Consider the following 19,459-nt stretch of genomic DNA (forward strand, 5'->3'; position numbering starts at 1 on the left):
CAAGTCCCCTTCGACGACGGAGCCCGCGTCACCTACTGGACAACCGCATCCGGCCTCGCCCTGCGCTACATCATGAGCTCCTGACCGACCACCGAACCGCCCGCTCCGGGCAACCGGGAAGGAATTCACCGCCGGTGTCCGCGCGTCGCGCCGAGCGGGCCCGCGGTGCCGTCCAAGGTGGTCACCGGCCGGGGATTACGACGGAGCGGAGAGAGCGGATGCGGTACATCAAGCTGCGTGACTTGGAGGTGTCCCGGATCGGCCTGGGAGCCATGGGCATGTCCGACGGCTACACCGGGGCCGGGACGGACGAGGCGGAGTCGATCCGGACCGTGCACCGGGCGCTGCAGCTTGGTGTCACGCTGGTCGACACCGCCGAGATCTACGGCCCGTACGCCAATGAGGAGCTCGTCGGCCGGGCGTTGAAGGGCCGCCGCGAGCAGGTGGTGCTGGCCACGAAGTTCGGCCTCGTCTCCCACGCCGGCGCCGGCCCGTGGACACTCGACAGCAGCCCGGCCAACATCCGCACCGCCGTCGAGGGATCGCTCAAGCGGCTCGGCACCGACCACATCGACCTGTACTACCAGCACCGGGTCGACCCGAACACCCCGATCGAGGAGACGGCCGGGGCGGTGGGCGAGCTGATCGGCGAGGGGAAGGTACGCGGCTTCGGCCTGTCCGAGGCCGGCCCGGACACCATCCGCCGCGCCCACGCCGTCCAGCCGGTCACCGCGGTGCAGTCCGAGTACTCCCTGTGGACCCGTGGCATCGAAGAGCGGGTGCTGCCGGTGCTGCGCGAACTGGGCATCGGCCTGGTGCCGTTCTCCCCGCTCGGGCGCGGATTCCTGACCGGCACGATCCGCTCCACCGACCAGTTCGACGAAGGCGACTTCCGGCGCGACAACCCGCGTTTCACCGGCGAGAACTTCCGGCGCAACCTGGCGATCGCCGACGAGGTCCAGGCCCTCGCCACGGAGGTCGGCGCCACCCCGGCGCAGGTGGCGCTGGCCTGGCTGCTGGCCCAGGGCGACGACATCGCCCCGATCCCCGGCACCAAGCGTGTGGCCCGGGTCGAGGAGAACACCGCCGCCGACGGTCTCACGCTGAGCGGCGAGCAGATCGACCGGCTCGGCAGTCTGCCGCCGGCCGCCGGCGACACCCACACCGCAGCCCAGGCGCAGATGCTCGAACGCTGACCCCGATCGCGCCGAGCGGCCGCCCGGCAGCGCCCGCGCACCCCGACGACAAGGAAGGTCCCCATGGAGAGCGTCACTCTGAACAACGGCGTCCGGATGCCGATCCTCGGCTTCGGCGTCTACCAGATCCCCCCGGAGCAGACCGAGCAGGCCGTCGCCGACGCGCTCACGGCCGGCTACCGGATGCTCGACACCGCGGCCGCGTACGGCAACGAAGAGGCCGTGGGCCGGGCCATCAAGGCCAGCGGCATCCCGCGCGGGGAGCTGTTCGTCACCACGAAGCTGTGGATCCAGGACGCGCCGGCCGAGGACAACGCCCGTCGCTCCTTCGAGACGTCGCTGGCCAAGCTGGGCCTGGACCACGTGGACCTGTACCTGATGCACCAGCCGTACGGCGACGTCTACGGGCAATGGCGCGCGATGGAGGCCGTCAACCGCGAGGGGCTGGCCAAGGCGATCGGGGTCTCCAACTTCTACCCCGACCGGCTTTTGGACCTCATCCTCAACAACGAGATCACCCCGGCGGTCAACCAGATCGAGACCCACCCGTTCTTCCAGCGCGCCACCGACCACGACCTGATGGCTGAGCACGGGGTCCAGCACCAGTCCTGGGGCGGCTTCGCCGAGGGCAGGAACAACCTGTTCACGCACCCCGTACTCAGCGAGATCGGGAAGGCGTACGACAAGTCCGCGGCGCAGGTCGTACTGCGCTGGCTGATCCAGCGGAGCATCGTCTCCATCCCCAAGTCGGTCAGCCCCGACCGCATGGCACAGAACATCGACGTGTTCGACTTCCAGCTCAACGACGACCAGATGGCCCGGATCGCCACCCTGGACACCGGCGCATCGCTGTTCTTCGACCACCGCGACCCCGAGATGACCTCCCGCCTCGGCACACACCGCCTGACCGGCTGAGGCCCGGTGACCGTGAACCGGTCCCTCGACCCACCGCACGCGCCCGTCACGCGGGTGCCGCTGCTGCGATCGGCTGGGTGTGCGGTGGTGTCGGGGCGGCTACCGGCCGCCCCGGCTCCCCGGGCGGCATGATGTGGCTGCTGACGGCCCGTCGGTATCCGCCGACGGTTCTGTGCCGGCGCGGCCACGTGCGCCGCATACCCACGCGTAGTACGCGCGCGCCGGCCACCGGAGCCCCATGGAGGCCCGTATGTACCGTGCGTGGACGCGCACCCTGCCGGTAGCCGCTGCGCTGGCGGTTCTCGCCGTAGGCACCGCCGGGTGCTCCGGCGACACCACACCGTCCGAGGTCGCGTCGAAGGCGGCCTCGGCCGTGCAGTCGGTCGGGGCGGGGCTGGACGCCGCGGCCGCCGACGCCAAGAAGAAGCTCGACAGCGTGAAGGACGGGGTGGACGCGAAGACGGATGTCCGGCTGGGCACGCCCGCCAAGGACGCCGACGGGCGCAGCACGGTGCCGGTCACGGTGTCCAACACCGCCGACGGCGCGAAGTCCTTCGCGGTCCAGGTCGACTTCCGCGACCCCGGGGGCAACCTGCTCGACACGGTCGTCATGACCGTCTCCGACGTGGCCGCCGGGGCCACCGGACAGGGCACGGCCCGCAGCACCCGCGCCCTGTCCGGTGACGTCGCAGCGAGCGTCGGAACGGCCCTGCGCTACTGAGCCTGCGCTACTGGGCCTGCGGGCGTGCGGTCCAGGCCCGGGGGCGGCCGTCCGTTGTCTTGCGGTCGAGCCGTTGCGCGTATTCGTTCAGCGTGAGGTTCGGGGCGGCCGCTCCCCCTCGTACCCGGTACAGGCGGCCCTGCCTCGCCAGCACCTGCAGGTCCCGGTTGATGGTCATGGCGCTCACGTCGAGTTCGAGCGCCAGCGCCCGGCAGGTGACGTACCCGCCCACCAAGGCCTTGGCTTCTATCCGGTCGCGCCCGGCCTGTGCGGTGAGTCCACGCACAGGCATACAGCGCCATCGCCGATGCCGTCACCGCGGGAGACTTCCCCGCCGGGGCGCGACTGCCTTCCGAGCGCTACTTGTGCGACCGGCTCGGCGTCAGCCGCGAGACCGTGCGGAAGGCGCTGCGCGCACTGGAAGAGGACGGCCTCGTCGCGTCGGTGGAGCGTGCGGGCTGGCACGTGACCCACGCCCCGGCCCCGTCGTTCGACCACACCTCGGAATCGGTCGGCGGCCTCCAGGAGTACGCCCGCTCCCTCGGTTTCGAGGCCACGGCCCGCGTCCTCGCGGCACGCCTCCGCCCAGCCGACTTCCACGAAGCCGAGGAGCTCGCCGTGCTCCCCGGGGACGAGATCTTCGAACTCGACCGGGTTCGGCACTTCAGCGGCCTGGCCATCTGCCACTCCGTGAGCCTGGTCCCGGCCGAACGCGTGCCGGGCCTGACCGAAATCGACTTCACCTCGGTGTCGCTCTTCACGGCGCTCACCGAGCGCGAAGGTACCCAGGCACGCCCGCTACTCGGTGCACGCCTCCCTCGTGCCGCCCGAGGAAACCGGTCACCTCGACCTGGCCGAAGGCGCCCCCGTCCTGAACACGGAACAGCTCACCTTCGACCAGCACGACCGGCCCTGCGAGTACAGCCGCGGCGTCTACCGTGCCGACCGCTACCGCTTCCACGCCTCCCTCACCGCAGGGCAGCCGTCCATGAGGACGTGGTCCCCGTTGCCCGGTCCGCAGGTCGGGCTGGTCTCAGGAGTGTTGGAGGCCTTCGTGCCGGTGGAGTAGCGGCCGTCGCCGCTCGGCGCCGTCCGTTCTTTTCTGGGAGACGGGACGCCCGCCGGACGCCGGCCCGGCAGGGCGCCGGTCAGTCAGGGCGCCAGACCGTCCAGCCCTGCCAGTACCGGCTTCCCTCCGTCCTCCTCGCGGAGTTCCGCCGCGATGGCGTGGGCGCGGCGCCGGTAGTGCGGATCGCGGGTGGCGGCGCCGAGTGCGGCGGCCAGGGGGCCCGGGTTGGTGAACTGCCGCAGCGGGACGGATCCGGGTGATACTCCGAGGGCGGCCAGCCGTGATGCCCAGAACGGCCCGTCGAACCACACCGGCATGGGCACGGCCGGCACCCCGGCACGGAGCCCTGCTGCCGTCGTTCCCGCTCCCGCGTGGTGGACCACCGCCGCCATGCGCGGGAACAGCAGCGCGTGCGGCACCTCTCCGATCGTCAGCATGTCGTCGCCTTCCGCCCGCAGACCGCTCCACCCGGACTGGATGACGCCGCGCAGGCCGGCCATGCGCAGTGCGTGCACGATCAGCCGGCTCACTCGCTGCGGGTTCGGGACCGTCGGACTGCCCAGTCCGACGAAGACGGGGGCGGGACCGGCGTCGAGGAAATCCCGTACGCACGCGGGAAGTTCGGCGGTGGGCGGATCGTACGGCCACCAGTAGCCGCCGACCGTCAGGGCCGGACGCCAGTCGCGCGGGCGGGGTACCACCAGCGGGCTGAACCCGTGGTGCACCGGCCATTCCTGCCGTTCTCGGCGTCGGCGGCGGGCCCGGCTGCCGTCTCGGGGAACGCCGAGGTCGCCCTGCACGGTGCGGGCGGCTTCCGCGAACACAAGGTCCAGCGAGGCGTTGACCGCACGCGCCGCCAGCCGGTTGCCCTCCGCGCCCAGCGAGCGCGTACCCGTGACGGGCGGTGGGAATTCGCCGGTGGAGGCCAGCGGTTGGAGGTAGACGCCGCGGCTCGGCAGGCCGAGCCCTTCCGCGATGGCGTATCCCAGGGGCGCGACGGACGCGGAGAGCAGCAGTACGTCACTGCTCCGGGCCGCGTCGAGCATTCCGGCGGCCATGTCTCCCACCAGGCGTCTGGCCATGGCGAGCATCCAGGCCAGTTTTCCCGGTCCGCTCCTGCTGCTCAGCAGGCGGCGGCCGTGCTCCGTCCGCAGTTCCGCTTGCGGGTCGACGGGCAGGCCGTGGAACGTCAGGCCGGCTTGGGCCACCAGACCCGCGAAGGACTGGTGGGTGGCCAGGGTGACCTCGTGGCCCGCCAGCGCCAGTTGGTGCCCGAGCCCGGTGAACGGCGCGACGTCACCCCGGGAGCCTGCCGTGATCAGAGCAACACGCATGGCGATCAGCATGGCAGCGGCGCCCGGGTGGTCGGGGGAGGCGCGCGTCGCAGGCAGCGCGGCCTGAGCGCGACGCGTCCCGCCGGCCGCTGCCCGCCGCCCGCCGCCCGCCGCCCGCCGCCCGCCGCCCGCCGCCCGCTGCCTGCTTCCCGCCGCCCGCCGCCCGCTGCCCGCTGCCTGCTTCCCGCCGCCCGTGACGGCCTTGCAGTCGATCAATCCCCCGTACAGGTCGATAATGGCCTATATGACACAGAAGGCCTCTACGTCACATCGTCCATCGACGCTGAGCGTCAAGGGCCGGGACGTGCGGTTGCGCACCCTTGGCTTCGTCGTCCTGGCCGCCCTCGCCATCTGGTTCATCGCCGTCAACACCGGGCGGGTCACCGTCAGGCTGTGGATCCCGACGGTCACGATCCCGCTGTGGGGCGTGCTGACCGTGACGCTGCTGGCGGGCATGGCGCTCGGCCTGCTGATCGCCCACCGCCGGGCCAGGCGCTGACGGAGCCGCCCCGCCCTCCGCCTGGGCGGGACGGCCGATGCCGCTACGAGCTCGCGGCCACGCCGGCGGCTTCGCTCGCCGGTCCCGTCCGGTCCTGCGGAGTCCGCTGCTCGGCCCGGGGAGCGGGGATGAGGGCGGCCACGGCCCCGGAGACCAGTGCGAGGCAGCCGCCCAGCAGCAGGCCGGTCCGGAAGCCGCTCTCGGACGTGAACGTGAAGCCGCCGACCGTGGTGGTCATCTGGGCCAGGACCACGCCGACGACGGCAGCGCCGACCGAGGTGCCCAGGGAGCGCATGAGCGCGTTGAAGCCGTTGGCGGCGCCGGTCTCCGCGAGGGGCACCGCACCCATGATCAGGGCCGGCATGGCTCCGTACGCGAGGGCGACCCCGCTGTTGATGACCATGGCGGCGACCATCAGGCCCGGGGCCGTGCCGGCCAGCAGCAGGGCGGCGCCGTAGCCTGCGGCCAGGAGGAGCGCGCCGCAGACGAGGGTGACCTTGGGTCCGCGGGCGTTGGTCAGCCTGCCCCCGAGCGGGGACACGACCATCATCATCAGGGCTCCGGGCAGCATCCACAGGCCGGCCGCCAGCATGGACCGGCCCAGGCCGAAGCCGGTGGCCTCGGGGTACAGGAGCAGCTGCGGTATGACCAGCATGCTCGCGTACATGCCGAACCCGATGAACACCGATGCGAGGTTCGTCAGCAGGACGCGCGGAAGGGCGGTGGTGCGCAGGTCCACGAGCGGGTCGGTGGTGCGCCACTCGAACCACCCCCAGGCCGCCAGAACGACGACGGAACCGGCGAACAGTCCGAGGACGGTGGCCGAGCCCCAGCCCCAGTCGGCCCCCTTGGACACGGCGAGCAGCAGGCAGACCAGGCCCACGGCCAGGCCCAGCGCGCCGAGGAAGTCGAAGCGCTGCCCCTTGGCCGCGACCGGGACGTCGGGGACGAAAGCGATGATCATGACGGCGACGGCGGCCGCGAGCCCCGCGGCGCCCCAGAACAGCAGGCGCCAGTCGCCGTACTGTGCGACCGCCGCGGCGAGCGGGAGCCCGATTCCGCCGCCGATGCCCATGGAGGCGCTCACCAGGGCGATGGAGGAGCTGAGCTTCTCGGCCGGGACGATGTCGCGGAGCAGGGCTATCCCGAGGGGGATCATGCCCATGCCGATGCCCTGCAGGCCGCGGCCGACGATCATCGGGACGACGCTGCTGGACAGCGCGCACACCACGGATCCGACGATCAGCGGAACGGTGCAGGCCAGGAGCATGCGGCGTTTGCCGATCATGTCGCCCAGGCGCCCGCTGATGGGTACGCACACGCCTGCGACCAGCAGGGTCGCGGTGACGACCCAGGCGGAGTTGGAGGAGGAGGTGTGGAGGAGCTGGGGCAGCTCGGCCAGGAGAGGCGTGACCAAGGTCTGCATGACGGCCGCGGTGATCCCCGCCAGTGCGAGCGTGGCGATCACTTTGCCGGTGTGTGGAGCCGCGGGCGGCTGAGACATGGAGGGTCCCTCGGGGCGTGGGTCGGTCGCCCCGCCGTCCGTGCGCGGTGACGCGGGGAGCTGGATGGTGCGGCGGGACGGGCAGGACGGTGGCACGGCGGCGGCGCGAAAGAGCCCACCTTATTCAGTAGCCAACTATCACTTCACGGCTCGCGGGGTGTCAACTCGAACTAAGGGTCGGCTATCACTTGTTAGGCTTGGGGTGTGCCCACCGATACCCCCAGGCCCATGCGCGCCGATGCCCTGCGCAACGCAGAGAAGATCGTGCGGGCGGCACGCGACGTCTACGCCGAGCAGGGGCCCGACGCACCGCTCGACGAGATCGCCAGGCGCGCGGGCGTGGGCATCGCGACGCTCTTCCGGCGGTTCCCGGACAAGGCGGCGCTCCTGCGGGCGGTACTGGACCAGCAGTTCACCCAGCAGGTCCTCCCCGTCATCGAGCGCGCCCTCGAGGATGAGGACCCGCGCCGCGCTCTGACCTCCGTGATCGAGGCCGCCCTGACGTCGGCGGCGGACGAGCACCACGTGCTGACGGCCGCACGGAACGCCGGGATCTTCACCTCGGAGACCAGCGCCCGCTTCTTCGACGCCCTCGACCCGCTGGTCACCCGGGGCCAGCAGGCCGGAGTGATCCGGGAGGACCTCGTACCGGACGACCTGAAGAGGGTCATGGGCATGCTCGTGAGCGTGCTGTGGACCATGGATCCGGCCGAGGGCGGCTGGCGGCGCTACGTGACGCTGGTCGTGGACGGCCTCTCCCCCGCCGCCGCCACCCCCCTGCCGAACCCCTCACCCCCGCTGCTCCGCAGACACCAGACCTGACGTGGGGGTTCCGGGGGGCGGGATGCAGCAGGCTCAGACCATGGCCAGGAGGCGCCCGGGTGCGGGAACACGGCGCACGCACCGCCGGTCCACGTCCCAGACCCGGATCTCGCCGTCGGAGCCGGCCGACACCGCCCGGCGTGCGTCCGGGCCGAGCCACACAGCGGTCGGAACGGCGGCGTGTCCGGCCAGCGTTCGCGTACACGTTCCGTCCGCGAGGTCCCATATGCGCAGAGCGTCGTCCCCACAGATGCCCAGGGCGAAACGGCCGGAGGCGCTGAAGGCGACCGCTCCCCGGCCACGGCTCACGCCCGTGCCGCGATCGTGGTACGGGCCCCTGACCGAGGCGCGCCGGCCCTGGGGGTTGAAGGTGTCGAACCGGCTCACCGCGCCGGTCACGGTGCACCGCGTCTCGCCGTTGTCGCCCTCACCCATCTCCCCCGCCCCGCCCCTGCGGTCGAACAGTCGAACGGTCGGGCCCAGTGTGGCCCAATCGGGTGAGGGCGCGCACGAGGTCATCCGCCGGCGCGTGGTGCGCGATCCCAGTCCCCGCAGGGTGACGGGCCCTCGGCGGGGGTCGTCAGGCGGCGGGTGTGTGCGTGCAGGTCGGGGTCCAGGACGAGGAGGCAGCCGGAGGCCGGGAGGAAGACGTCGGCTACGGGCGGGCCCGTGTGCACGGTCGTGCCGTGGGGGTCGACCAGGTGCAGTGAGGTGTCGGTCGCCAGCGCGATCAGGCCCGACTCTGGATCCCAGCGGGCCGGGTGGAAGCCCGGGTCCGCGCGCTCCCAGCGGAGCGGGCCGTCGAGGGAGTACACCTGGGTCGTCGTCGTGGTGCCGCGCTCGGGGTCGCTGGTGAACCGCTGAATGAGCGCCTGCCGGCCGACCAGGGCGCAGAACCCGCCGCGTGGGACGGTCAGTTCGCGGGGTTGTGCGGCCGCGGCTTCGGCGAGGGAGGTGGTGCGGTCGCCCATGAGGAGCGCCCGCTCGCCCGTACGGTCCAGGCAGGCGCTGCCCGACGCGGCCTGGACGGCCGGTGCCGCGGTCCAGGTGCCGTCGCGCCGTTCGAGCGGGTGGTAGACGGTGCCGGGTGACCGGAACGTGAGCAGCGCGCGGTTGCCGTCGGCGGAGGTGAACAGCTGGGGGTCGGTGCCGTCGACCGGCTGCGGCTGTGCCCGGGCCCGGCGGCCGGGAAGCTCCAGCAGGTGGCCGCCGTCGCCGCGGGGCGCGAGGACGAGCGCCTCCTCGGGGGACGCGGCCCAGAGCACCAGGTCGGAGCGGCCCGTGTCGATGCGCAGTTCGTCGCCCAGGTGCCAGACGACGGAGGTCGCGGGGGTCTCGACGGCGGAGCCGGAGCCGACCGCGTCGGGGCACTGCGCGAGGCAGGACACGTACGGCCGGGATGCCATCTCGCGGTCGCGCCAGCGGACGCTGCCGTCCGCGCGGATCCCCAGCAGCTCGCCCCGGCCGCGGTCGAGGAGGATCGCGCCGTGGGTGTCCGCGTCGAGGATCACGGGCGCGGCGAACGCGGCTGCGGCCGCCGCGGGCCCGCCGCTCGGGCCGGACGCGGTACGAGGTCCGGTGCCGGGACCCCACAGGGCGGCCGCGAGGACGCCCGCCACCGCGAGGGCCATCAGGCCGGTGGCCGGCCGTCGCCATCGTCTCGAACGCAACTGGATCGGCTCCCTCGTACGGTGTGGTGTCGTGTGGTGTGGTGCGGAGCCGTGTGGTGCGGCCGGGCGGGAGTCGGAGTCCGCCCAGCCGCCTCCGGTCAGTAGTTGATGTACGCGGCGCAGGTCTCGTCGCCCAGATCCGAGTCGAAGGTCGCGTGGCCCTTGAAGTAGGGCTTGTCCACCTTGGAGATGCGCTTGTTGACCGTCTTCGTGTGCGTCTTGCCGCCGCGGACGTTGTCGTCGCTGGTCCAGGCCCAGACGTCGCTTCCGTTGCCCTTGCGGACCCGGAGGTAGACGTTGTTGTGCGCGTTGCCGTTGCGCTCGATGGTGAAGCTGACCTCCTTCACGTACACGGTGTTCTGGCTGCCGTGGTCGTACTCGGTGCCGATGCTGAGGACCCCGGTGCTCTTGGAGCACTCGTTGTACTTGGAGTCGGCGGACGCGGTCTGCGTGGCCAGCAGGGTGGCCGCCAGGCCCACCCCAACGGCGACGGCGACGGCGACGGTACGGGCCCGGACGGAAGCAGTCATCATCGGGATTTCTCCGGTTGGTTGCGCCCCGGGAGGGGGCGAGCGGCTGGGATGAGAGGAAGTTACGGTCCGCGGCCAGGGCCGATCGACCGACGAGATGTTGAACTCGGCGCCCCACCAGGGGTGGTGGACGGGAGCGGCCTCCGGCGCTGGGCTGAGCCCTTCTCAACCGACGGGTTGAGGAGCGGCACGTCCGGGCACGGCCGCGCACGTCCGCGCACGTCCTCGTCCGCCAGGTTCCTCGGCGCGCGTGGGGCTTCTGGGATTGCATGAACGTGTCAAGATCTGGGACGGTGTGCCGAGTGCGGTTGCGCGGCCGGGGTGGGTTCGAGGTGCGTTTCACGTTGCCGCTGACGGCGGCCCGGCGGTGACCGCGCCGGTGTGGGCCGCATTGCCGCCTGCCGGGTCCCCGCAGCGCTCGAAACGACCGCGAACGAAGGCCGGGAGCCGGGGGGCTGATGTGATCAACATCCTTGTCGTGGACGACCAGGAGCTCATCCGGGGCGGAATCGCCGCGTTATTACGGGCGGCCCCCGGAACCGGAACGGTCACGGAGGCCGCCGACGGCGAGGCCGCCGTCCTCGCGACCGCGCTGCACCGCCCCGACGTGGTCCTCATGGACATCCGGATGCCGGGGATGAGCGGCCTGGCCGCGGCCGAGAGCATCCTCGCTCTCGGGCTCACGCCGCCGCCCCGGGTGGCCGCGCTGACCACCTTCGACGAGGACGAGTACATCTACGCCGCCCTGCGGATCGGGTGCAGCGGCTTCCTGCTCAAGGACATGCCGCCGGCGCGACTGCTGAACGCGGTGGCCGTCCTCGCCGCCGGGGACATGATCTTCGCGCCGACCGTGACCCGCCGCCTGATCGAGTCGTACGCACCGAAGAGCCCGGCCCGGCCCTTGCGGTCGACCGCCCTCGAACAGCTCACGTCCCGTGAGGTGGACGTGCTGCGGCTGGTCGCCACAGGTATGAACAACGAGGAGATAGCCGCCGCCCTCGTGGTGTCGGAGGCGACCGTCAAGACCCACCTCCACCACACGATGACCAAGCTGGACCTGCGCAGCAGGGCCCAGGCAGTGGTCGTGGCCTACGAGTCGGGGCTCACGTCCCCGGGCCGGCCGGATCCGGAACCGGCACCGGAACCGGCACCGGCACCTGAACTGGCACCTGAACTGGCGAACGCGGCCCCTCCGCCCCTCCAGACCCGCGACCGTCCCCGCGTACCGCTCCCACCCCTCCCCCGGGCCCACGCCGAGGCCCGGTAGCACTGGCGGTTAGTGTGTCGAGGGACATCGATCTTGGGGGAATCCGTGGGTCGCAACAGCATGCCGGTAGAGAACCGGGGCAACACCGAGCTCTGCCTCTTCCTCGAGCCGTACTGCGAGGACTACTGGATGAAACCAGGGGAGGTAATCACCGTGCGCTCCGAGGCAGAGGGCGTCGACGTCTGGTTCCACACTGGTGTCTCGAAGGGCTGCGTCACGGTGTGGCTCTACGAGGACGGCGACCCGTACAAGATCGTCGTCGACTACGCAGTCGTCGATGCGAGTGGCACTCCGCTGGATTCCGGCCATCAGAGGCCCCCTGGCCAGCGCTGGTCGGCTGCCGGCCCAATCATCGACTGACGCCGGCGACGTCCGTTCAAGGCCGGGTCGTGAGGGCACGCGATGCCGAGCCACTTGACCGGCAACTCGGTACCAGGCGAAGCAGGCGCTAGAGGGTTCCAGCGTCCGGCCAGTGGGACCAGTGGGTGTTCGCCGGCAGTGTCGGATGGTACCGGGCCCCGGCCAGAGCCGCCGCTTTCAAGGATCGCCATCACGGCCAGGACTTGGCCGGCAGACCTTGGCCGGGACAGCGGTCGTCGGCGCCGTGGTCCTGAAGAGCCCACGCATGATCGATCCGGCCAGGGCCAGCACCTCGGGACTCTTCCGACCGAGCTCCACCAGGCGTGGAAGCTCACCCACCAGCGGGCAGCGTGGACCGCAAGCGCCTGATCGTCCGCAAGACCTCGGTCCGGTTCTTGGCAGCCTTCAGCCAGGTGGGAAGCCGCTCGACCAGACTCGTCGGAGCCGCGGGCACAAGCTCTCCGCGCTCACGCAGCTTGGCCGCCACATAGGCCTCCAGAAGATCGAGATGGCGCACGTTGTACGCCCACAGGACGTGTCCACAGCAGCTCGCCTGCAACCACAGCGGTAGCTGGAAATAGGGATCGACAATGCCGCCCACGACAGCAGAATCAACCTTCCGATCCTTGAAGAAGCCGCACCCCATGCACCGCAGCCGCCGAGGGAGGTCCAAGCCCCCGGGGTGGGGTGTGACAGAGGCGCACCCATCACACCGGGGGCAACGCACCAGCACCTCATCGAGGAAGTCATATCCATACTTGCGTTCGCGCCGATCCCGAAACCGGCCACCGAACGCCTCTGCATTCCCGCTCACTCGATCAGCCTGCCAGAACCCGATCTCTCTGCGGGTCAGGCACCCATCTCGCTCGCCGATTGCGTCGTACTGACGCGAGCATGACCATAGTGGCGAGACCGGGACGGCATGAGGGGGGACCGACATGGATGCACCCGACCTGGCGGCGATGGCTGCGCAAGCCCTGTCCGCCGCGGTGTCAGGCGCCGCGAATACGGCGGCGGCTGATCTCGTACGAGGCCGGCTCGGTCGTTCCGATCGCGGGCGGGCCGCCGTGGACGAGCTGATCAGTGCGCCGGACAGTCCCGAGGCCAACAGGGGTGTGCAGGCAGCCCTCGCCGAAGAGATCAGCAGCGATTCCGAGTTCGCCGAGCGGCTCGCACTGCTTCTCCACGCTTCCTCAGCACAGCACACCGGCAGCGTGATCCTCAGCTCCAGCAAGGTGACACGCAGCCAGATCTCGCTCGGCCCGCTGACCATCAACAACACCCCCGGCGGGCGGCTGTCCCTCGGTGCCTACGGGGGTGTGCGGCTGTTCGGCAGCACGGATGACGCACCACGCGGTGCGCCGTCGCAACCCGGCGCGGCACCCTCTGTCGACCACGCTGCTGGTCTTCCACCGACGGCCGAGACGGTCCGCCAGATCCTGCCGGACCGCGGCAGTATGGACGCCACGGAGTATCCCTGGGCCGGGACACCGGAGGTCCGGACGTCGGCGGCTGGTCTCTCCCTCTGCAAGAGAGCACCAGAGTGCGAGAACAACGCCACCGCGGTCGGTCGGGTGGAGTTCGGCCGGAGTGAGGACGCCGCTGAGAACCGGGCCGAGTTCCTGGTCCTGGCCTTCCCGGATGCGGCTGCCGCCCATCGGGCGTACGTCGACGTCGTCGAGGACATCGAAGAGCTCCGGGTGCCGACGTTCATCAAGGTGGAGCTGGAACGCCGCGGTGAGGAGAGCCAGGGCCTCGACCTGGACGGAACGGACACCAGAAGCAACCCGGCAGCGCTGCACCTCAATCGGTCGCAGATCTTCCGTCAGGGCGCCTTCATCGGCATTGCGCACCAGTTGGACGATCCGACCGAGCAGCGCAGCACCCGTATCCTCAAGCTCTCCGCCACGCTCGCGGACCGCCTCCGGAAGGCCGGCGTCGGAGAGGTTCCGTAGCGAACGGCTGTGACCGGCGCGGGTGTGGAGGCGACGCGGTGCGGGTCACCTGTCGTCAGCGCATCGCCGGCGGCGGGGTGGAGTGGGCTGACCCGCCTCCTACCCTTCCCCCAGTGCCTCCTGTCAGGCGGATCGCTTGGCACCGTAGTAGCCGTGGCGCATCCGGAACCTCATGGGGTCGGTGCCGTCCGCCTGGATGTGGCCGATCAGCATCGACCGCAGCGGCTCGGGCAGCCGCTTGCCGTGCGCTCCGGTCCATTCGAGGGATCCGAAGATTTCGGCGGCGCCGTCGAGTTGGGCAGCGCTCGGCGATCCCGTGGCGAGCGCGGTGAGGATGAGCTCGTGGTCCTCGGAGAGCAGCTGCTGCTGGATCGCCATGTCGTACCACATCAGGCCGCCAGTGGACTCCCGGGCGGCAACCCCGGCCCATGCCAGCAGGATGCGGATCCGCTCGACCCCGTCGGGGTAGCTTTCATGGACGAGCCTCGCGAGCCGGGCCTCGGCGTCGCGAAGGCGACCGGACCGGGCTTGCAGGTCGCGCCCTGGCGGTTCCGAGACCTCCACGGCCGTATCGCGTAGCCCGGCGGGCGCGGCCTGGATCCACCGCAGCCGGCGCCGGTCCTCCTCGGCCTCTTGCAACGCCAGCCCCGCCTGAACCTCCCGAGATCCGGTCAGGCCCCGCTCCGCCAGCCACTCGGTGAGTGCCGGACCGTCTTGCAGGTCGGCGTCGCAGTCACCGATTCCTCGAAGACCCGTCTGGTGGTGCAGCGTCCAGCAGGCGATCAGTTCGCCCTTCACATCGTGAACCGTGATCGTCGGCCAGCCTCTGCACCGGCACCGGTCGCCGGTACCGCCGTCAACGATGGCCAGCACGTGGGCCAAGCCCGCGATTTCGGTACCGGTCACCACGATCCGCGCCACGTCGGCGGAGTCCGCCTTGTCAGGAGGCCCCTCGGCGATCACGACGTGCCCGGCACGGTCCAGTACATCGCGGAGGCGCGCTGTTGTCGGAGCGCCCTCGTCCATTCCCGTCGTTCCCTCGTAGATCACGCCCGCGAGGATATCTACGCCGTCCCGGGTCCTGGTCGCCGCATACCGCCCACCGGATGGAGGCGCCCAAGGCCGACGCTTCGGTACCGTTGTCCGGACGCCGCTGGGTGTCCTTACGAGCTACCGGCAGCCGAGTCCAGGAGTCTGTCGATGTGAGCAGAACGGCCTCTCGGAGAGATGGACTCAACGGAGTTTCGGCTGCAAGGCCCCGGTTACTACATTCGCCTGGCGGACCTGCTGCCGTTCATCCCGGACAACGACTGGGTCTGGAGCATCCTGGAGGTTGACGGAGTGGGCGTCATGCCGAACGGCATGAGCTTCCAGGCGTTCGAGGACCTGGTGCAGGCGAGTCCGACCGGATTCATCCTCAGCTGGTCCGCATTGCAGACCTTCGCCGCGGACCTCGAACAGAACCACTGGCTCACCGTCATCGCAGCGCGCTCGGCTGACGACCTGGTCGGAGCCGAACTCCAGGCCGACGACTTCTCCCGATGCCTCGTGATGCTCGAGGCGTTCGACAGCGGGTCGTGGACGGTGGCCGCTCCATCCGGGACGAAGCACAGCAGGGCTTGGGTGTTTGCTTTCCTTGAGTGGTCTTCTTGTCCCACCCCCTGGATCATCAACAACAGGAGGGGGAAGTCATGCCGGACCCGAAGGCCAGAGGCCCCTTGCGGAGCCAAGAGAAGAACAACGGGGGGGCTCCTGCCTCGGTTGAAGGGTGGCCGTAGGTGTGCCGTGGGAACGTTCGGTTATCCGGTGGGGACCTGGGGCGATGTCACTTGTCGGCGCAGGTCGATCTGCCGGATGTCGGCGCGGTACAGGGTCACCCGCCGGACTCCGGGAGCCGCCTCGTGCTGCTCGCGGAACAGAGCGACCACTTCGTCCTGTACCCGGGTGATGTGCCGGTCCAGGTCGCCGCGATCCATGTCCACCACGCGGTCGGGGTCGTGGTAGTCACGGCTCGGCGCGAGGAAGGTGGTGAACACGTCCGGTGGGGCGGGGCGGGCCGCGATGTCGTGCCGCCACTGGCCGACGGTGCGGTTGCGTTTGCTGCTGTTGCAACTCCGGCAGGCCGGAACGAGGTTGGTGATGTCGTCCCGGCCGCCCTCGTCGAGAGGCACCAGGTGATCGACCGCGGCCGCGTTCTCCCACGAGCAGTACGTACAGCCTTCGCCGTTGGCGTTCAGCACGCAGTCGCGGACGGTTCGGGGCAACGATCCCCGGTCGCTGGGTTCCATCCCCGCAGTATCAACGCCCGCACTGACACTGCCCGGAGAGTGCCGAGACCGCCACGGGCTCGCGAAGGGCGTGCGCGGAGAGGGGGATGAGGTCCTGGGAGCGGTCCCTCGCCCCTGCGCATGTCTTTGTCCGTAGGCGCGTTGTCCTTACCTGCCGCTCCCCGCGGCCTCCGTCATGGCTGTGGCCCTTCCGGTCGTGGAGACGGCCTCGTGCGCGGCCGCGGCCAGCTTGTCGTCGTCCTCGTCGGTACCGGCCCAGGCCACGTGGCCGTCGGGGCGGATGAGCGCGGCACGTACGCCGTTCCAGGCGGGCGGCAAGGGGGTGGCGGTCGGGGTGTGAACGGCGGGGCCGGGGCGCGGCAGGCGGACGGCGAGCGTGCCTGTGGCCGTGAGGTCGAGCAGGAGGTGCGCGTCCGGGTGCAGGAGGCTCAGCAGTCGACGGTCCGTGCCGGTGACGGCCAGGTCGGGGGCGCGGGTGCCGGTGAGCGGGTGCGCCCCGGGGTCGGCGGCGGGATAGGCGACGGAGAGGCCGGTGAGCCGTTCGGCCAGGGCGCGGCCGAACTCCGGCCGGGTGACGATCATCCCGTCGAGCAGGGAGCGCAGGGCGAGGCCCTCGGGGGTGAAGGTGGCCATCAGCGCCGTCTGGGCGCGGCTGTGTTCCATCAACTGGACGCCGACCGGGTGGCGTTCGCCGTGGTAGGTGTCCAGCAGGGTGTCGGGGGCGCGGCCGTTGAGGGTTGCGGCCAGCTTCCAGCCGAGGTTGTGCGCGTCCTGGATGCCGACGTTCATGCCCACTCCCCCGGCGGGGTAGTGCTGGTGGGCGGCGTCGCCCGCCAGCAGGACGCGGCCGCGCCGGTACTCGGCGGCCAGCCGGGTCGCATTGCCGAAGCGGGAGAGCCAGGACGCGTCGCGCATGCCGAAGTCCTCGCCGGCGACGGCGGTGACCTTCTGCCGCAGTTCCTCCCATGTGAGGTCGCCGGGCCACTCGGTGGTGAGGCTGTCGGGGCTGACGCCGACGATGCGGTGGCGTCCGCCGGGCAGCGGGGCGACCATCACCCCGCCGTGGAGGGTGAAGAGGCTGAAGCCGGTCCGCGGCGGACGGTCGAGGGTGACGTCGCCGAGCCAGCCGAGGACGGTGGACGGCGTGCCGGGGAAGTCGATGCCGGCGGCGGTGCGGACGGTGCTGCGGGTGCCGTCGCACCCGACGAGGTAGGCCGCCCGCGTCTCGTACGCCCCCTGCGGCCCCTCCACCCGGACGGTCACCGATCCCGGGCCCTCGGTGAAGCCGGTGACGCGCTGCCCGCGGAGGATCGTGGCCCCCAGCGCGAGGGCGAACTCCTGGAGCAGTTCCTCGGTACGGGCCTGGGGCATGAACAGGGTGTACGGGTACGGGGTGTCCAGGTCCCGGAAGTCGAGCCGGGTGTCGAGCATGGCGAAGTGGCCGTTCGGGATGCGCAGCCCTTCGGTGAGGAAGGGCCGGTGCGCGCCGCGCGCGGCCAGGACCTCGATGGTGCGCGGGTGGATGGTGAGCGCCTTGGAGCGCTCGTCGATCTCCGTGCGCGGTTCGATGACGGTGACCGGGATCCCGCCCAGCCGGAGTTCGGCTGCGAGCCAGAGGCCGACGGGACCGCCTCCGGCGATCAGGACGTGCTGCTCTTGCTGCTCCATGACGACTCCCCACCCCCGGCGGCGAATTACTCACCGCGATCGCGAAGATTCTCCGGCTGAGCGAACAGGACTGGTCGTTCCTGTGGATGCTGACCCGCAAGGAGAACCCGCCGGGGCCGCTGCACGGCACTGCCGGGATGTCCGTCTCGGGGTTGTGGCAGCGGGCCGTCGATCACTTCACCGGTGCGGTCGCGTACGTCATGGACGCCGAGGGGAACCTCATAGTCCACAACGAGGAGTTCCGTCGCCTGTTCCCGGGCGGGCAGGTCCCGACCAACGTGCTGCGCTGGCTGCTGCTGGACCCCACGGCCCGCGACGAGATCCTGATGCACTGGAAGGACACCTGGGCTCCGGCCGTCATGCCCCACCTGCGGCATGCCGCGGAGTTACGCCCGGACAGCCCCGGGCTCGCCCGATTCCAGCAGGACGTCCTCGACGACCCGGTGGCCGGCCCGATCTACCGAGCCTGCGCCACGACCCCCGTTCCCTACTACGACGGGGAGGAGCTCCCCTTCCGGCACGCCGTGCACGGCCCCGGCCGGATCGTCAGCTGCCTCGCCGAACTCCTCACCGCGCCGGGCGCCCGCATCATGCTCATCTTCTTCACACCCGACGCCGAGCCCGCCGGCCCCCTCTCCACCCCGGGCACCCCCGCCACCCCCGCCACCCCCGCCACCCCCGCCAACCCCGCCACCCCGCACTGAGCCCCGACGGTGGCGTCGCCGCGTGTCGCCGGGCGGCCGCGCGGAGGTCGTGAGCGGTTCGTTCCAGCTCCGATCGGATCGTTCGAGATGCGCACGCCCTGCCGCGGTGATCCCCTTTCACGTGGCATGGCCTTCGGTGTCCGCCGGCCGCGCCATCCCCGTTCGGCACATCACAGGAGGCTGTCATGGTCACGACCCCGGAGAAGACACTGGACGGCAAGGTCGCCTTCGTCGGCGGCGCCTCCCGCAACCTGGGCGGGCTGATCAGCACCACGCTCGGCGCGGAGGGCGCCCAGGTGGCGGTGCACTACAACAGCGACTCCTCCCGGGCGAAGGCCGAGGACGTCGTCGATCAGATCAACAACGGGCCGGGCAAGGCGTTCGCGATCCAGGGCGACCTGACGAAGGTCGCCGAGGTGGAGCGGGTCTTCGACGAGGTCCTGAACAGGTTCGGGAGGCTCGACTACAGCATCAACACCGCCGGCATGGTCCTGAAGAAGCCGATGACCGAGATCACGGAGGAGGAGTACGACCGCATGTTCGCGGTCAACTCCAAGGCCGCCTTCTTCGTGATGCGGGAAGCGGCCCGCCGGATCGAGGACGGCGGGAAGATCATCACGATCGTCACCTCGCTGCTCGCCGCCTACACCGGCCTGTACTCCGCCTACGCCGGCAGCAAGGCACCGGTCGAGCACTTCACCCGCGCCCTGTCGAAGGAGCTGTTCGGCCGGAACATCTCGGTCAACAACATCGCTCCGGGGCCCATGGACACCCCGTTCTTCTACCCCGCGGAGGACGAGGACTCCATCGCCTACCACAAATCGTCCGCGATGAACGGCGACCTCACCAAGATCGAAGACATCGTGCCGTGGGTCCGGCACATGCTGACCGACGGCTGGTGGGCGAACGGCCAGACCCTCTTCCTCAACGGCGGCTACACCACCCGCTGACCGGCGC

At 70.9% G+C, this 19,459-nt stretch carries 19 protein-coding genes and 2 pseudogenes; 11 read left to right on the plus strand and 10 right to left on the minus strand.

Annotated elements, in window-relative coordinates:
* Window positions 1–218 precede the first annotated feature (218 nt).
* The 3 genes from ACFWP3_RS35295 to ACFWP3_RS35305 all read left to right on the plus strand — a co-directional run bounded on the left by ACFWP3_RS35295 (window position 219) and on the right by ACFWP3_RS35305 (window position 2,832).
* A complete protein-coding gene (locus tag ACFWP3_RS35295) occupies window positions 219–1,196 on the plus strand; it encodes an aldo/keto reductase (protein WP_384229424.1) in 978 nt (325 codons plus the stop codon).
* Between the two features lie 63 nt (window positions 1,197–1,259).
* Window positions 1,260–2,111, plus strand: a complete 852-nt coding sequence (locus ACFWP3_RS35300) for an aldo/keto reductase (protein WP_384229427.1) — start codon at window positions 1,260–1,262, stop codon at window positions 2,109–2,111.
* A gap of 250 nt (window positions 2,112–2,361) precedes the next feature.
* Entirely contained in the window at window positions 2,362–2,832 is a 471-nt protein-coding gene (locus ACFWP3_RS35305; RefSeq protein ID WP_384229430.1) for a hypothetical protein, read from the plus strand.
* Between the two features lie 7 nt (window positions 2,833–2,839).
* On the opposite strand, the gene ACFWP3_RS35310 is transcribed toward ACFWP3_RS35305, so the two are convergent.
* On the minus strand, window positions 2,840–3,124 hold the full coding sequence (locus ACFWP3_RS35310; protein WP_384229432.1) for a DeoR family transcriptional regulator: 285 nt from the start codon (window positions 3,122–3,124) through the stop codon (window positions 2,840–2,842).
* A 53-nt stretch (window positions 3,125–3,177) separates the two neighbouring features.
* On the opposite strand from ACFWP3_RS35310, the pseudogene ACFWP3_RS35315 reads away from it, so the two are divergent.
* Window positions 3,178–3,901: pseudogene (locus ACFWP3_RS35315) on the plus strand (GntR family transcriptional regulator).
* An 83-nt stretch (window positions 3,902–3,984) separates the two neighbouring features.
* On the opposite strand, the gene ACFWP3_RS35320 reads toward ACFWP3_RS35315, so the two are convergent.
* Window positions 3,985–5,235, minus strand: a complete 1,251-nt coding sequence (locus ACFWP3_RS35320; RefSeq protein ID WP_384229434.1) for a glycosyltransferase — start codon at window positions 5,233–5,235, stop codon at window positions 3,985–3,987.
* 244 nt (window positions 5,236–5,479) lie between these two features.
* Here ACFWP3_RS35320 and ACFWP3_RS35325 point away from each other — a divergent pair, with 244 nt between their 5' ends.
* Window positions 5,480–5,734, plus strand: coding sequence for a DUF1049 domain-containing protein (locus tag ACFWP3_RS35325; protein ID WP_384229436.1), 255 nt, complete (start codon window positions 5,480–5,482; stop codon window positions 5,732–5,734).
* Between the two features lie 43 nt (window positions 5,735–5,777).
* Here ACFWP3_RS35325 and ACFWP3_RS35330 read toward each other — a convergent pair whose 3' ends face one another.
* Window positions 5,778–7,238 (minus strand): MFS transporter, encoded by a 1,461-nt coding sequence (locus tag ACFWP3_RS35330; RefSeq protein ID WP_384229438.1) that lies wholly within the window; start codon window positions 7,236–7,238, stop codon window positions 5,778–5,780.
* A 228-nt stretch (window positions 7,239–7,466) separates the two neighbouring features.
* Between ACFWP3_RS35330 and ACFWP3_RS35335 the strand changes: the two genes are divergently transcribed.
* Window positions 7,467–8,060, plus strand: coding sequence for a TetR/AcrR family transcriptional regulator (locus ACFWP3_RS35335; RefSeq protein WP_384229440.1), 594 nt, complete (start codon window positions 7,467–7,469; stop codon window positions 8,058–8,060).
* A 33-nt stretch (window positions 8,061–8,093) separates the two neighbouring features.
* Here ACFWP3_RS35335 and ACFWP3_RS35340 read toward each other — a convergent pair whose 3' ends face one another.
* The 3 genes from ACFWP3_RS35340 to ACFWP3_RS35350 all read right to left on the minus strand — a co-directional run bounded on the left by ACFWP3_RS35340 (window position 8,094) and on the right by ACFWP3_RS35350 (window position 10,263).
* Window positions 8,094–8,495 carry a WD40 repeat domain-containing protein gene (locus tag ACFWP3_RS35340; RefSeq protein ID WP_384229443.1) on the minus strand — a complete coding sequence of 134 codons (402 nt, stop codon included), beginning with the start codon at window positions 8,493–8,495 and terminating at the stop codon, window positions 8,094–8,096.
* Between the two features lie 80 nt (window positions 8,496–8,575).
* Window positions 8,576–9,730 carry a hypothetical protein gene (locus tag ACFWP3_RS35345; RefSeq protein ID WP_384229445.1) on the minus strand — a complete coding sequence of 385 codons (1,155 nt, stop codon included), beginning with the start codon at window positions 9,728–9,730 and terminating at the stop codon, window positions 8,576–8,578.
* A gap of 98 nt (window positions 9,731–9,828) precedes the next feature.
* Entirely contained in the window at window positions 9,829–10,263 is a 435-nt protein-coding gene (locus ACFWP3_RS35350; protein ID WP_384229446.1) for a hypothetical protein, read from the minus strand.
* A 457-nt stretch (window positions 10,264–10,720) separates the two neighbouring features.
* Between ACFWP3_RS35350 and ACFWP3_RS35355 the strand changes: the two are divergent.
* Window positions 10,721–11,377: pseudogene (locus tag ACFWP3_RS35355) on the plus strand (response regulator); the annotation flags it as partial.
* Window positions 11,378–11,587: 210 nt separating this feature from the next.
* Window positions 11,588–11,887, plus strand: coding sequence for a hypothetical protein (locus ACFWP3_RS35360; protein ID WP_384229449.1), 300 nt, complete (start codon window positions 11,588–11,590; stop codon window positions 11,885–11,887).
* A 331-nt stretch (window positions 11,888–12,218) separates the two neighbouring features.
* Here the strand turns inward: ACFWP3_RS35360 and ACFWP3_RS35365 are convergent, their stop codons facing one another.
* Window positions 12,219–12,488: a hypothetical protein gene (locus tag ACFWP3_RS35365; RefSeq protein ID WP_384229451.1), complete on the minus strand. Its 270-nt coding sequence runs from the start codon at window positions 12,486–12,488 to the stop codon at window positions 12,219–12,221.
* A 337-nt stretch (window positions 12,489–12,825) separates the two neighbouring features.
* On the opposite strand from ACFWP3_RS35365, the gene ACFWP3_RS35370 reads away from it, so the two are divergent.
* The gene (locus ACFWP3_RS35370) at window positions 12,826–13,842 is read left to right on the plus strand and encodes a hypothetical protein (RefSeq protein ID WP_384229453.1); all 1,017 of its coding nucleotides are present in this window, start codon (window positions 12,826–12,828) and stop codon (window positions 13,840–13,842) included.
* A gap of 123 nt (window positions 13,843–13,965) precedes the next feature.
* Here ACFWP3_RS35370 and ACFWP3_RS35375 read toward each other — a convergent pair whose 3' ends face one another.
* The 3 genes from ACFWP3_RS35375 to ACFWP3_RS35385 form a co-directional block, all read right to left on the minus strand.
* On the minus strand, window positions 13,966–14,892 hold the full coding sequence (locus tag ACFWP3_RS35375; RefSeq protein ID WP_384229455.1) for a hypothetical protein: 927 nt from the start codon (window positions 14,890–14,892) through the stop codon (window positions 13,966–13,968).
* A 749-nt stretch (window positions 14,893–15,641) separates the two neighbouring features.
* Window positions 15,642–16,130, minus strand: coding sequence for an HNH endonuclease (locus ACFWP3_RS35380; RefSeq protein ID WP_384229457.1), 489 nt, complete (start codon window positions 16,128–16,130; stop codon window positions 15,642–15,644).
* A 147-nt stretch (window positions 16,131–16,277) separates the two neighbouring features.
* Complete coding sequence (locus ACFWP3_RS35385; RefSeq protein ID WP_384229460.1) at window positions 16,278–17,798, minus strand: FAD-dependent monooxygenase; 1,521 nt, start codon at window positions 17,796–17,798, stop codon at window positions 16,278–16,280.
* An 86-nt stretch (window positions 17,799–17,884) separates the two neighbouring features.
* On the opposite strand from ACFWP3_RS35385, the gene ACFWP3_RS35390 reads away from it, so the two are divergent.
* Together ACFWP3_RS35390 and ACFWP3_RS35395 are read left to right on the plus strand one after the other, a co-directional pair.
* On the plus strand, window positions 17,885–18,502 hold the full coding sequence (locus ACFWP3_RS35390; RefSeq protein WP_384229462.1) for an XRE family transcriptional regulator: 618 nt from the start codon (window positions 17,885–17,887) through the stop codon (window positions 18,500–18,502).
* A gap of 185 nt (window positions 18,503–18,687) precedes the next feature.
* The gene (locus ACFWP3_RS35395) at window positions 18,688–19,452 is read left to right on the plus strand and encodes an SDR family oxidoreductase (RefSeq protein ID WP_384229464.1); all 765 of its coding nucleotides are present in this window, start codon (window positions 18,688–18,690) and stop codon (window positions 19,450–19,452) included.
* The last annotated feature ends 7 nt before the right edge of the window (window positions 19,453–19,459 follow it).

The organism is Streptomyces sp. NPDC058525, assembly GCF_042719495.1.
Taxonomy (GTDB): Bacteria; Actinomycetota; Actinomycetes; order Streptomycetales; family Streptomycetaceae; genus Streptomyces.